The sequence below is a fragment of the Neotabrizicola sp. VNH66 genome (genome assembly GCF_049445895.1).
In the GTDB taxonomy this organism is placed as follows: domain Bacteria; phylum Pseudomonadota; class Alphaproteobacteria; order Rhodobacterales; family Rhodobacteraceae; genus Pseudogemmobacter.
Genome location: NZ_JBMSDW010000018.1, coordinates 37810 through 50915 on the forward strand (window position 1 = coordinate 37810; position 13106 = coordinate 50915).

Annotated in this window: 15 protein-coding genes; 10 read left to right on the forward strand and 5 right to left on the reverse strand. The window is 65.9% G+C overall.

What is annotated here, in order from left to right:
* Positions 1 to 5 precede the first annotated feature (5 nt).
* From ACO2Q5_RS19655 to ACO2Q5_RS19675, 5 genes are all read right to left on the reverse strand, one after another.
* Positions 6 to 593, reverse strand: coding sequence for a hypothetical protein (locus tag ACO2Q5_RS19655; protein WP_423294191.1), 588 nt, complete (start codon positions 591 to 593; stop codon positions 6 to 8).
* Positions 590 to 1501, reverse strand: a complete 912-nt coding sequence (locus tag ACO2Q5_RS19660) for an FkbM family methyltransferase (RefSeq protein WP_423294193.1) — start codon at positions 1499 to 1501, stop codon at positions 590 to 592. Before ACO2Q5_RS19660 ends, ACO2Q5_RS19655 begins: the two co-directional genes overlap by 4 nt.
* Positions 1502 to 1504: 3 nt before the next feature.
* A complete protein-coding gene (gene sufB, locus ACO2Q5_RS19665) occupies positions 1505 to 3016 on the reverse strand; it encodes a Fe-S cluster assembly protein SufB (protein ID WP_423294195.1) in 1512 nt (503 codons plus the stop codon).
* Between the two features lie 11 nt (positions 3017 to 3027).
* The gene (locus ACO2Q5_RS19670) at positions 3028 to 4074 is read right to left on the reverse strand and encodes a cysteine desulfurase family protein (protein ID WP_423294197.1); all 1047 of its coding nucleotides are present in this window, start codon (positions 4072 to 4074) and stop codon (positions 3028 to 3030) included.
* A gap of 81 nt (positions 4075 to 4155) precedes the next feature.
* A complete protein-coding gene (locus ACO2Q5_RS19675) occupies positions 4156 to 4626 on the reverse strand; it encodes an Rrf2 family transcriptional regulator (protein ID WP_423294199.1) in 471 nt (156 codons plus the stop codon).
* Positions 4627 to 4780: 154 nt separating this feature from the next.
* On the opposite strand from ACO2Q5_RS19675, the gene ACO2Q5_RS19680 reads away from it, so the two are divergent.
* The 10 genes from ACO2Q5_RS19680 to ACO2Q5_RS19725 all read left to right on the forward strand — a co-directional run bounded on the left by ACO2Q5_RS19680 (position 4781) and on the right by ACO2Q5_RS19725 (position 13101).
* Positions 4781 to 5440, forward strand: a complete 660-nt coding sequence (locus ACO2Q5_RS19680; protein ID WP_423294201.1) for an alpha/beta hydrolase — start codon at positions 4781 to 4783, stop codon at positions 5438 to 5440.
* Positions 5440 to 5700, forward strand: coding sequence for a hypothetical protein (locus ACO2Q5_RS19685; protein WP_423294203.1), 261 nt, complete (start codon positions 5440 to 5442; stop codon positions 5698 to 5700). Before ACO2Q5_RS19680 ends, ACO2Q5_RS19685 begins: the two co-directional genes overlap by 1 nt.
* 101 nt (positions 5701 to 5801) lie before the next feature.
* Positions 5802 to 6404, forward strand: coding sequence for an HD domain-containing protein (locus ACO2Q5_RS19690; RefSeq protein ID WP_423294205.1), 603 nt, complete (start codon positions 5802 to 5804; stop codon positions 6402 to 6404).
* Positions 6405 to 6408: 4 nt separating this feature from the next.
* Positions 6409 to 7266, forward strand: a complete 858-nt coding sequence (locus ACO2Q5_RS19695) for a glycosyltransferase family 2 protein (RefSeq protein ID WP_423294207.1) — start codon at positions 6409 to 6411, stop codon at positions 7264 to 7266.
* Positions 7267 to 7381: 115 nt separating this feature from the next.
* Positions 7382 to 8596, forward strand: coding sequence for an NADP-dependent isocitrate dehydrogenase (locus ACO2Q5_RS19700; RefSeq protein WP_423294209.1), 1215 nt, complete (start codon positions 7382 to 7384; stop codon positions 8594 to 8596).
* 141 nt (positions 8597 to 8737) lie between these two features.
* Positions 8738 to 9646 carry a polyphosphate kinase 2 gene (gene ppk2 / locus ACO2Q5_RS19705; protein WP_423294211.1) on the forward strand — a complete coding sequence of 303 codons (909 nt, stop codon included), beginning with the start codon at positions 8738 to 8740 and terminating at the stop codon, positions 9644 to 9646.
* Between the two features lie 478 nt (positions 9647 to 10124).
* Positions 10125 to 10916: a 23S rRNA (adenine(2030)-N(6))-methyltransferase RlmJ gene (locus tag ACO2Q5_RS19710; RefSeq protein WP_423294213.1), complete on the forward strand. Its 792-nt coding sequence runs from the start codon at positions 10125 to 10127 to the stop codon at positions 10914 to 10916.
* 75 nt (positions 10917 to 10991) lie between these two features.
* The gene (locus tag ACO2Q5_RS19715; protein ID WP_423294215.1) at positions 10992 to 11432 is read left to right on the forward strand and encodes a TerB family tellurite resistance protein; all 441 of its coding nucleotides are present in this window, start codon (positions 10992 to 10994) and stop codon (positions 11430 to 11432) included.
* Positions 11429 to 12202, forward strand: coding sequence for a PhnD/SsuA/transferrin family substrate-binding protein (locus ACO2Q5_RS19720; protein WP_423294217.1), 774 nt, complete (start codon positions 11429 to 11431; stop codon positions 12200 to 12202). The genes ACO2Q5_RS19715 and ACO2Q5_RS19720 overlap by 4 nt, the downstream gene beginning before the upstream one ends.
* 128 nt (positions 12203 to 12330) lie before the next feature.
* Positions 12331 to 13101, forward strand: coding sequence for an ABC transporter ATP-binding protein (locus ACO2Q5_RS19725; RefSeq protein ID WP_423294219.1), 771 nt, complete (start codon positions 12331 to 12333; stop codon positions 13099 to 13101).
* Positions 13102 to 13106 lie beyond the last annotated feature (5 nt).

Sequence of the window (13106 nt, forward strand, 5' to 3'; positions counted from 1 at the left end):
TCCGTTCAGGCCGGTTGCAGCAGGGCCTTGGCAAAGCCGCGCAGCCGGTCAGGCGTCAGCGGGGTGGGTCTCAGGTCAAAGCGCGCCATGCGCCCGACCACATCGCGGGGTTTCACCAGTTCCTCGACCCGGTGATAACCGGGACGGTTGGCGTAATCGTCGAACAGCAGCACCACGGGGCGGCTGATACGGTAGAGCATGGACAGGAAGCAGCCGACCCGAAACCGGCCATCCACCAGCACCACATCGGGATGGGCAAAGTCGTGCCGGTCCCAGACCGACAGCGCGTAATCCGGCCAGCGGCGGAATCCGGTTTCATCCGCCGGATGGCCCCAGTCGCGCGTGGGGCCGATGTCCACATGGTGGATCTGCGCCGCACCTTTGGCCGGATTGGCGGCAAACCATCCACGCATCATCGCGGCCCAGTCCGCATCGCTTTCCACCGACCAGACCGCGGCGTCACCTTCGGCCGCCACCAGCGTGGACCCGCCGGAGCCGTATTCCAGCACCGTCTTCGCCCCGGCATATTCGGCGCGCAGCAGCGCGGCCTCCGCCTCGGGCAGGGTCAGTTCGGGGCGTTCGGGCGCGGTCATGTCCCGCCCTCCGACCGCAGGCGCGCGGGCAGCAGATCGACATAAGCCGACGGCAGCTCCGCCGGGGCCAGCCCGCGCTGCACCAGGCGGTCAAGGCAGTTCAGCACCAGCGTGTGGCTGCCGAACACCCCCGCCGCCAGCAGCGCCAGCGCCACCAGCTGCCGGTCCGTCAGCCCGCGCGCGGGATCGCGGATATAGACGGCATCGCCATCGACCAGTTGATCCCGCATCCGCGGCAGGTTCAGCCGGGACGATTGCGAATTCGGCAGCGCCCGCGCCGACATCGGCAGAAACCGGTGCAGGACAAAGCCTTGCGCCCGCAGCACGGCATCCACGCCATGCAGCATCGGCTCGCCTTCATAAAGCGGGTAATAGCGCAGTTCCGTGATCACGGCCGATGCGCCGGAGAGGAGCCGCGGCCCGTTCTCGATCACCGCGCGCTCACCGCCCTGAATGTCGATCTTCAGAAGGTCGATCGCCTCCAGCCCGGCCACGTCATCCAGCCGCACCGTGGGCACCTGCACTGTCCGCAAGACCGTGCCCCAGCGTTTGCGCTTGCCCAGCCAGTCCATCGCCGCAAGATCGGGCCGAAAGACCGAGGTCATCCCGCTGGAGGCATAAATGTTCAGCGCAATCTCACTCCCGTCGCCCACGGCCACCGGCAGATAACGCTCCGTCTCAGTCTGGGGCAGCGCGGCAAAGGCCTCGGCCTGCGGCTCAAAGCCAAAGACGGTGCAGCCGCCCGCCGCCAGCAGTCCGGCATAGGGCGGCGGCGTCAGCGGGTTCGCCCCCACATCGGCAATCGCCAGCCGCGGGGCGGGCGCCAGCCGGTCCAAAAGCAGCCGCAAGCCGGGATCGGCCGTGCCGCCCCCGCTGCCTGCGCCCTGCCCCTGCCGCGCCTCCGCCATGGTTCAGCCGACCGAGCCTTCGAGGCTGATCGCCACAAGGCTTTGCGCCTCCATGGCGAATTCCATCGGCAGCGCCTGCAGCACTTCCTTGCAGAAGCCGTTCACCACCAGTGCCACCGCCTCTTCCTCATCCATCCCGCGCGAGCGGCAGTAGAACAGCTGATCCTCGTCCACTTTCGAGGTGGTCGCCTCATGCTCGCAGCGCGAGGAGTTGTTCTTGACCTCGATGTAGGGAACCGTATGGGCGCCGCACTGATCGCCGATCAGCAGGCTGTCGCATTGGGTATAGTTGCGGCTGCCGGTGGCCTTGGGGTGGACCGAGACCAGACCGCGATAGGTGTTCTGCGCCTTGCCGGCCGAAATCCCCTTGGAGACGATCCGCGACTTCGTATTGCGGCCAAGGTGCACCATCTTGGTGCCGGTATCGGCCTGCTGATAGTTGTTCGCGATGGCGATGGAATAGAACTCGCCCTGGCTGTCATGCCCGCGCAGGATGCAGGACGGATATTTCCAGGTGATGGCCGATCCGGTTTCCACCTGCGTCCACATCACCTTGGCCCGGTCGCCGCGGCAATCGGCGCGCTTGGTCACGAAGTTGTAGATGCCGCCCTTGCCGTTCTCATCGCCCGGGAACCAATTCTGAACGGTCGAATATTTGACCTCGGCATCCTCAAGGATGACGATTTCCACCACCGCCGCATGCAACTGATGGGTGTCACGCTTCGGCGCGGTGCAACCCTCCAGATAGGAGACATAAGCCCCCTTGTCGCAGATGATCAGCGTGCGTTCGAATTGCCCGGTGTTTTCGGCATTGATGCGGAAATAGGTCGACAGTTCCATCGGGCAGCGGGTGCCCGGCGGGACATAGACGAAAGACCCGTCCGAGAAGACCGCCGAATTCAGCGTGGCAAAGAAATTGTCCGACTGCGGCACGACCGAGCCGAGGTATTTCTGCACAAGTTCCGGGTAATCGCGGATCGCCTCGGAAATCGGGCAGAAGATCACGCCCGCCTTCTTCAGCTCTTCCTTGAAGGTGGTGCCGACCGAGACGGAGTCGAAAACCGCATCCACCGCAACCTTGCGCTCCCCCTCGGGGGCCTCGACCCCCGCCAGAAGCGCCTGTTCCTTCAGCGGGATGCCCAGCTTTTCGTAGGTGGCCAACAGCTTGGGATCCACCTCATCCAGCGACTTGGGCTTCACGTCCATGCTCTTCGGCTTGGCGTAGTAATACTGATCCTGATAGTCGATCTCAGGGTAGTTCAGCATGGCCCAGCGGGGCTCTTCCATCTTCAGCCAGCGGCGATAGGCGGCCAGACGCCAGTCCAGCATCCACTCCGGCTCGCCATTCTTTTCGCTGATCAGACGGACGATGTCTTCGTTCAGGCCCTTGGGCGCGAACTCCATCTCGATCTCGGTTTCCCAGCCGTATTTGTATTTCCCGGCCATGGCCTGAACGGTTTCGATGGTCTCCCGGTCCACGCCTTCGCGGATGTCATCGGCCAGTTCGGTGTTCATCGCTTTCTCCGTCATGCGGCCCGCGCCTTTGCCCGGGCATAGGCCTTGGTCCACGCATCGGCGAACCGCAGCACGTCATCCTTCGTCACCCCGGGGCCAAGAGAGATGCGCACGGCCTGCGCCGCCTCCCCCTCTGCAAACCCCATGGCCCGCAGCACCTTCGAGGCGCGCACCTTGCCGCTGGAGCAGGCCGACCCCGCCGAGACGGCAAAGCCCGCCAGATCCATCGCCATCACCTGCGTCTCGCCCCGCCAGCCGGGCGCAATCAGGTTCAGCGTGTTGGGCAGGCGGTCCGCGTCTTTCCCGACGGAAATAGTCCCTTCCGCCCCGGCCAGCAATGCTGATTCTAGAATATTTCTAATCTCGGCCACCTCATCCCACAGACCCGCAGCCAGATCCCGTGCCGCCGACTCGGCCGCGGCGCCAAAGCCCGCAATGCCGATCAGGTTCTCGGTGCCCGCGCGGCGGCCCATCTCCTGCCCGCCGCCCCGCAGCTGCGCGGGCAGATCGGTGCCCTGCCGCAGGATCAGCGCGCCAATCCCCTTCGGCCCGCCCAGCTTGTGGGCGGAGACAAGGCCCGCCGTGACGCCCAGCCAGTTGAACGCCACAGGCAACTTGCCGAAGGCTTGCGTCAGGTCGCTGACGGCCAGCCCCTCGGGCAGCACCTGCACCACGCCGGTCTCGGAATTGGCCAGCTGCAGCGCGCTGCGGCCCGGATCGGCCACCGCCACCCGCCCCGCCCGGTCCACCGGCAGAACCGGATCACACCAGGCCGCCACCGCCTCATGCTCCACCGCTGCACAGGCCAGCCCGCGGCCCGCACAGGCCAAAGCCGCCGCCTCGGTCGCGCCCGAGGTGAAGACGACATCCGCCCCCTCGGCCCCAAGCGCCGCCGCCACCTGCGCCCGCGCCCGCTCCATCAGCGCCTTGGCCGCGCGGCCCTCGGCATGAACCGAAGACGGGTTCCCGACCAGATCCATCGCGGCAACCATCGCCGCCCGCGCCTCCGCCCGCAAAGGCGTGGTCGCGTTCCAGTCGAGATAAAGCCGCGCTGCCATTCATCTGTTCCTAAATATCCTGCGGGGGTCCGGGGGTGCAAAACCCCCGGCGGGCGCGGCGGGGCGCTGCCCCTCCAAAACTCAGTCCTCGTCCACCACCCGGAACAGGTTCGGCACCGCCGGGCAGGGCGTCAGATCGTTCTTCACCACATCAGACAGCCGGGTCTGGTGCAGAAAGACATAGACATTGGCCGACAGGCTCTGCCACAGCCGGTTGGTCAGGCTCTGCGCGCGCGATCCGGAGGATCCGCCGGTCGCCCCCGCCCCGGTGTGCATCGCATCCACCGTCTCCTCCACCGCCTGCAGCACCTCGCTCACCCGGATCGAATCCGCGCTGCGGGCCAGCTTGTAGCCGCCGCCCGGGCCGCGCACCGCCTCGACCAGACCGGCACGGCGCAGCTTGACGAACAGCTGCTCCAGATACGGCAGCGAAATATCCTGCCGTTTCGAGATTTCCGCCAGCGAGATCAGATCCTCGCCGCCCTTCCCCTCGTTCAGCGCCAGATCGGCCAGTGCCACCATCGCATAGCGCCCCTTGGTCGAAAGTTTCACCCGCCGCCTCCCTGCCCGTCCGCAATTCCATTGACGCCGCCCGATGCGGCCATTACCTCAGGTCCGATCCGGAAGGCCCTGCGGGGCCTTTAGAACCATTCTAAAATTTCGGGGCAAATCCGTCAAGATATGCCCCAAGTGTCAGGCGAGACCCATGCCCGAAGTGATATTTGCCGGCCCCGACGGCCGTCTTGAAGGTCGTTACCACCCGCAGAAGGACCGCGACGCCCCCATTGCCATCGTGCTGCATCCGCATCCCGCCTATGGCGGCACGATGAACAACAAGGTGGTGTATAACCTGCACTACGCCTTCTACAACCTTGGCTTCACGGTGCTGCGGTTCAACTTCCGCGGCGTCGGCCGCAGCCAGGGCGAATATGATCAGGGCATCGGCGAGCTTTCCGATGCCGCCTCGGCGCTGGATTACCTGCAGTCGATGAACCAGAATGCCAAGCATTGCTGGGTGGCGGGCTTCTCCTTCGGGGCCTGGATCGGCATGCAGCTTCTGATGCGCCGGCCCGAGATCACCGGCTTCATCTCGGTCGCGCCGCCGGCGAACCTCTACGACTTCTCCTTCCTCGCGCCCTGCCCCTCGTCCGGCCTGATCATCAACGGCACCGCCGACAAGGTGGCCCCGCCCAAGGACACCCGCACGCTGGTGTCCAAGCTGCATGAGCAGAAGGGCATCACCATCACCCATACCGAGGTGGAAGGCGCCGATCACTTCTTCAAGGATGAAGAGGCGCATATGAAGCCGATGATCGAGACGGTCTCCTCCTACGTCAAACGGCGCATGGGCGAAGGCACCCGCTGATGTCCTTCATTCAGGAGCTTGCGGACGAACTGGCCAGGGATGTACTGGCCGCGCAGCCCGAGCTGGGCGACGACCGGTTCTACGAGCAGGTGGGCCGCGTATTGATGGCGGCCTCGCCCACCCTGCAAGAGGCCTATATGACCTCGATCCGCATCCGGCTGGCCGAGGCGCGGGGCCGGGATTTTCTGGTCAAGGCGCTGAAGGCGCGGCGCGACGGCACCAATGCCCCCGCCGCCCCAAGGGACACCAGCGCGCATTAGGTTGCAAGGCGGGGTTCACCCCGCCTTTCCTTTACGGTGCAGGGCCAAACCCCGCCCCACCCCCTTGCCTTTCCCTGTCCTGATCCGCCATGCATCGCTTCATGGACAGCCTCGCCCCCCAAGACCGCCTCACCGCCCAGTTCGCCTTTCTGAATGAGGCGGACCGACTGAAATCCGTCCTTCGCGCCACCACGCTCTGCGACGGGTCCCGCCCGGAAAACTCGGGTGAGCACAGCTGGCATCTGGCGCTTTATGCCATGGTGCTGGCCGATCAGGCGCCAGAGGGAGTGCAGATCGACCGGGTGATCCGCATGCTGCTGATCCATGATCTGGTTGAGATCGACACCGGCGATGTGCCGATCCATTCGGCGAACGGGCAGGCCCATGCCAGTGCCGACACCATGGCCGCGGAACAGCGCGCCGCAGACCGCATCTTCGGCCTGCTGCCCGCCGACCAGGCGGCCAGCTTCCGCGCCCTTTGGGATGAGTTCGAGGCGGCCGAGACCCCCGATGCCGTCTTTGCCAAAAGCCTGGACCGGGTGCAGCCCGTCATGGCGAACCTGAGTTCCGGCGGCGGCACATGGGTCACCTATAATGTAACCTTCGACCAGCTGGTCGCCCGGGTCGGCGTCAAGATCGCCCGCGGCGCGCCGCGGATCTGGGACTGGGTTTCCGCCCGCGCCCGCCCGTGGTTCGGCGCCTGATCCGATGCCGCAAAAGCTGGCCTGTGCCGTCACCCATTGCCGCCATGAACATTTCTTCCTGCGCAAATGGCTGGACCATTACGGCGCCATCGTCGGGCGGGAAAACCTGTTCGTCGTGCTGGACGGTGACGACTGGGTGCCGGAGGCGAACCTGGACGGCGTGAACATCCGCATCCTGCACCATGCTCCACGGGACCGCATCGCGCAGGACCGCTTTGTTGCCCGCAAGATCTCGCGCCTCGCGCAGGATCTGCTGCGGGACTACCGCTTCGTCCTGCGCACCGATGCCGATGAATTCGTCTGCATCGACCCGGCGGCGCCGGTGGCGGGGGACTGGCCCGCCGCGCTGCGCGAGGTGGAGGCCGAAGGCTATATCTACGCCAATGGCATCGACGTAGTGCAGAAGGGCCGCGACCTGCCCCCCGTGGACCCCGCCCGGCCCATCCTGCGCCAGCGCCCCTTCGGGCAGGTCAGCGCCGCCTATTCCAAGCCGTTCTGCATCAGCCAGCCGAATGACTGGGCGGGCGGCGGTCACCGGCTGCGGCTGCGCCCGGTGCGGATCAGCGCGCATTTCGTGACCTTCCACCTCGCGCTGGCCGATCTGGCGCTGGCGGAGGAACGCTATCGTGGCCGCGGCGGGTCTGAGCAGGATGCCAGCTGGCGGATGCATCAGGATAAACTTCTGGCCAAGGTGGATCAGATCGCCGCAGCGGTCCCCGGCGATCTGGACGCCCTTCAGGCCGAAGCGCGCCGCCGCTTTCCACTGAAACCCGGACGGCGCCCCGCCCGCGGCCCCCGCGCCTTTGCCGAGGCTGCCGCAATGCACGCCGCCCTGCCCGAACGGTTGTGGGATCTGGTGTGATCCCCGGCGAAAAGCGGCGGAATTTCGGTATGCCATTGCATACCATCTTTCTTCGCACCCCGGTTTCCGCTATGCAGCGGCTCAGGCGAATCCCAAAAACCGAAAGGGCTGACCAGTGACCAAGATCAAGGTGGCAAACCCCGTCGTCGAGATGGACGGCGACGAGATGACCCGGATCATCTGGGACTTCATCAAGAAGAAACTGATCCTGCCCTACCTGGATGTGGACCTTCTGTATTACGATCTGGGCATCGAAGAGCGTGACCGCACGAACGACCAGATCACCATCGACGCCGCCAACAAGACCAAAGAGGTCGGCGTTGCGGTGAAATGTGCGACGATCACCCCGGACGAAGCCCGCGTCGAAGAGTTCGGGCTCAAGGAAATGTGGAAGTCGCCCAACGGCACCATCCGCAACATCCTGGGCGGCGTGATCTTCCGCGAGCCGATCATCTGCAAGAACGTGCCGCGCCTTGTGCCGCACTGGACGAAGCCGATCGTCGTCGGCCGCCATGCCTTTGGCGACCAGTATCGCGCGACCGACTTCAAATTCCCCGGCAAGGGCAAGCTGACGATGAAATTCGTCGGCGAAGACGGCACCGTGATTGAAAAGGACGTGTTCAGCGCCCCCGCCGCCGGCGTGGCCATGGGCATGTACAACCTGGACCAGTCGATCATCGACTTCGCCCGCGCCTCGCTGAACTATGGCCTCGTGCGCAATGTCCCGGTCTATCTGTCGACCAAGAACACCATCCTCAAGGCCTATGACGGCCGCTTCAAGGATCTGTTCCAGCAGGTGTTCGACGAGGAATTCGCCGACAAGTTCAAGGCCGCCGGCCTGACCTATGAGCACCGTCTGATCGACGACATGGTGGCAAGCGCGCTGAAATGGTCGGGCGGCTATGTCTGGGCCTGCAAGAACTACGATGGCGACGTGCAGTCCGACATCGTGGCGCAGGGCTTCGGCTCGCTCGGCCTGATGACCTCGGTGCTGATGACGCCCGATGGCAAGATCGTCGAGGCCGAGGCCGCCCACGGCACCGTGACCCGCCACTACCGCGAGCATCAGAAGGGCAAGGAGACCTCGACCAACTCCATCGCCTCGATCTTCGCCTGGACCGGCGGCCTGAAGCACCGCGCCAAGCTGGACGGCAACGAACAGCTGCTGAAATTCGCCGAAACGCTGGAAAAGGTGACCGTGGACACCGTCGAAGACGGCCACATGACCAAGGATCTGGCATTGCTGGTCGGCCCCGATCAGAAGTGGCTGACGACCATGGGCTACCTGGAAAAGGTGGACGAATATCTGAACAAGGCACTGGCGGGCTGATCCTCCGCGCCGAAGACCAAGGGGGCCGCCGGAGCGATCCGGCGGCCCCTTTCCGTTTCGTCACCGATATGTCACCCGCCGGTTACATTCCCCTGCCATCACCGCCCCGAACCTGACCCCCGAACCTGTCATGGGCGCGCGATGACCGAAGATACCCCGAAGGACTGGCTGGAGGCCGAACTGGCCGATACGCTGGACGAGGAATATGAGCTGGAGCTGGAAGATGCCCAGCTGAGCCTTGAGATCGCCAAGATTTACAAGAAATCCCATGGCCCCACGATCGAGCGGCCAGCCTATTTCCGTGCGCTGATCCATCTTCAGGCGGAACTGATCCGGCTGCAAAGCTGGGTGCAGTATCACAAGGAAAAGGTCGTGGTCATCTTCGAAGGCCGCGACAGCGCCGGCAAGGGTGGCGTGATCAAGCGCATCTCGCAACGGCTGAACCCCCGCGTCGTGCGTGTCGTGGCCCTGCCCGCGCCCTCCGACCGCGAGAAATCGCAATGGTATTTCCAGCGCTACGTCCCGCATCTGCCCGCCGGCGGCGAAATCGTCCTGCTGGACCGCAGCTGGTACAACCGTGCCGGCGTCGAGCGGGTGATGGGCTTTGCCGACGAGGATCAGGTCGAACAGTTCTTCCGCGATGTCCCCGAATTCGAACGGATGCTCGTCCGCTCCGGCATCAAGGTGGTGAAATACTGGTTCTCGATCACCGATGAGGAACAGCAGATGCGCTTCCTCATGCGCATCCACGATCCGATGAAACAGTGGAAACTGTCGCCCATGGACCTGCAAAGCCGCGTCCGGTGGGAGCAATATACCAAGGCCAAGGAAGAGATGCTCGCCCGCACCAACATCCCCGAGGCGCCGTGGTATATCGTCGAGGGCAATGACAAGAAGCGCGCGCGGCTGAACTGCATCTCGCATCTTCTCGGCCTCTTTCCTTACGAGGACGTGCCGCATGAAGACATCACCCTGCCCGACCGCGTCTTCAACCCGGACTACGAACGCGCCGTCCTGCCGCCGGAACTCTATGTCCCGCAGAAATACTGACGGCAAACCGCCCGTCTTCGTCGGAACGTCCCCGGGAAAGGCACGTCCCTTTCCCGGGGCCTAACCCGGATCAGTTCTCCGCATCGGGCCGATGACCGCAGTATGGCGCGATCACACCACCCGATGCGGCCACGGCTTCAGGACCGGAGCCTGCTGCTTGCCCCTCTTGCGTCTTCGCACAATCGAACGGATGCGCGATGGATTGCATGGCAGTGCGACGCGCTGACAGTCTCCCGGCCGCAGCCCGGTCATCCGGCCGAAACGTCATGCAGGGTTTCCGGCTTGCCGGATCGGAAGGCCCTGCCGCCTGATCCACCTGGACTTCCGGGCCGGCAGCCAGGTCTCCCGCAGATGCACCCGGCATGATCCCCCTCACGCCCGCCCCCATTCATCTGTTCATAAATATCCCGGGGGTGAGGGGGCAGCGCCCCCTCGCGACACTTGCCGCGGGGCGCTCCGGCCTGATAGAGCCCGCCCCATGCTGTCCTATCAACACGCCTTCCATGCCGGAAACCTTGCCGATGTCCAGAAGCACGCGCTTCTGGCCTGGGTGCTGGATTACCTGACCGCCAAGGACAAGCCGCTGACCTATATCGAGACCCATGCCGGGCGTGGCCTTTACCGGCTCGGCTCGGCCGAGGCGCTGAAGACGGGTGAGGCGGCGCAGGGCATCCTGCGGGTGTCCGACTGGTTCGCCGAAGGCCATCCCTACCGCGACCGGCTGGACGAGACGGCGGCCATGTTCGGCGATGACGCCTATCCCGGCTCTCCGCTGATCGCGGCGCTTGGCCTGCGCGAAACCGACAGCCTGCATCTGGCCGAGCTTCATCCGCAGGAACATGCCGCGCTGGAAACCGCCATGGCGGGCTGGGGCGCGCATATCCGGCGTGAGGACGGGTTCGACATGGCGCTGGCCATCACGCCCCCCACGCCGCGGCGCGGGCTGATGCTGGTGGACCCACCCTATGAGGTGAAGGCCGATTACGACCGCATCCCGCGCGTGCTGGCGCAGGTCGCGCGCAAATGGAACGTCGGCAATCTGATGCTGTGGTATCCGATCCTGCGCGACGGGCCGCATCTGCCGATGCTGCGCGCGCTTCAGGCGCAATTCCCGGACGCCCTGCGCCATGAGGTGGCCTTCCCCCCCGCGCGCGAAGGCCACCGGATGACCGGATCGGGCCTGTTCGTGGTCAACCCGCCCTGGGGTATGGCGGAAGAGGCGGCCCGGCTGTCGCGCCTCTTTGCCGGGCTGACGCCGCCGCGCAGCTGACGCTTCACCGAAAGCTGTCTGCGGGGCGTTGCGGAATCGGTGGCGCGGGGGGCCGCGCCTGCCTATCTTCCGCCCATGTTCGAACAGCTCCTCCGCCGTCTCCTGGCGCCCGCCCCCGAGCCTTTGCCCGAAGCCGATGCCCGGCTGGCGCTGGCGGCCCTTCTGGTCCGCGTGGCCCGCACCGACGGGCTTTATGCCGCCGAAGAGGTGGAGCGGATCGACCGTGTGCTGATGGCACGGCACGGGCTCAGCCCGTTCGAGGCCGCCCGCCTGCGGGCCGAGGCCGAGGTTCTGGAATCCGAGGCGCCCGATACCGTCCGCTTCACCCGCGCGCTGAAATCCGCGACAGAGCCCGAAGACCGCGCCGCCGTGATGCAGGCCCTGTGGTCGGTGGCGCTGGCCGACGGCAGCCGCGATGCCGAGGAAGACCGGCTGATGCGCCTTGTCTCCAACCTGCTGGGCCTGACCGATGTTCAGAACGCGCAGGCCCGGCAAAGGGCGGAGCGGGCGGAGTGATCGCTTCGCTGGCGATGTATGATTTCGGCCCCGCACAGGCGGCGAATGACCGGCTCTGGGCTTTGGTGCGCGACAGGCTGCGGGCCCGCGGCATGGCCGCGCCTGAGTGGCTGACACGGGGAGAGGGCGCCTATTGGCGCGCCTGGCAGTCGCCGGATCTGATCCTGTCGCAGACCTGCGGCTATCCCTATCGTGCGCGGCTGCACGGCCATGTCACGCTGGTGGCGGCGCCGGTGCTGGACCTGCCGGAAACGGCGCCGGGCATGTATCACTCGGTCTTCGTGGCGCGCGCGGATGATCCGCGCGACGGGCTGGCCGCGTTTCAGGATGCACCCTTCGCCTGGAACGAGGATCTGTCGCAATCGGGCTGGGCGGCGGCGGCGAACCATGTGGCGGCGCTTGGCCTGCGGCTGCGGCCTGCCCTGCGAACCGGCGGCCATGTGCTGTCCGCCCGCGCCGTTGCCGGGGCCCGCGCCGATCTGGCGGCGCTGGATGCGCTGAGCTTTGCCCTGCTGCGGGACCAGCAGGATCCCGCGGCGCTGGCGCTGAAGGTGGTGGCGCGCACCGCGGACACCCCCGCCCTGCCCTATATCGCCGGACCCGGTGCCGATGCGGCCGCGGTGTTCGCCGCGCTGGAAGAGGGGATCGCCGCCCTTGCCCCGGCCGACCGGGCGACACTCAGGCTGCGCGGTATCCTGCCCGCACGGGCCGCGGATTATCTGGCCGTGCCCAATCCGCCCCCGCCTGCCCAATTTGGCGGCCCGGCCTGAGGCTTTGCCGGCTGCCCCTGCGGCAGGTCCGGAAAGGGCGTTGCAATGCCCGGAAATCTGCGCCCTACTTGGGCAAACGATCACGAGGCCGCCACAAAGGCGCCCGGAAACAGGGGAAGACCGGAACCATGGCTGACACGCCCGTCATCCAGATCAGCGACCTGCACAAAAGCTATGGCCCGCTGGAGGTGCTGAAGGGCGTCGATCTGACCGCGCCGCGCGGGCATGTCATCTCGCTCATCGGCTCCTCCGGTTCGGGCAAATCCACGCTTCTGCGCTGCTGCAACCTGCTGGAAGACAGCCAGAAGGGCGATGTGGTCTTCGAGGGCGAGGCCGTGCGCTGGAAAGGCGAAGGCATGCGCCGCCACCCGGCCGACCGCGCGCAGGTGACGCGCATCCGCACGAATCTGTCGATGGTGTTCCAGCAGTTCAACCTCTGGGCCCATATGACCATCCTGCAAAACGTGATGGAGGCGCCGGTGACGGTGCTGAAGCGCGACCCGAAAGAGGTAGAGGCGAAGGCCCGCGAATATCTGGCCAAGGTGGGCATCGCCGACAAGGCCGATGCCTGGCCCGCGCAGCTGTCGGGCGGTCAGCAGCAGCGCGCCGCCATCGCCCGCGCCTTGTGCATGGAACCCCGCGCGCTGCTCTTCGATGAGCCGACCTCAGCCCTGGACCCCGAGCTGGAGCAGGAGGTGGTGAAGGTCATCAAGGCTTTGGCCGATGAGGGCCGGACGATGATCCTTGTCACCCATGACATGAAGCTGGCCGCCGATTGCAGCGATCATGTCATCTTTCTGCATCAGGGCCGGATCGAGGAACAGGGTCCGCCGGCGGACCTGTTCGGCAACCCGAAGTCTGACCGGCTGAGGGGCTTTCTCTCGGCCACGGCGGCCTGATCCGC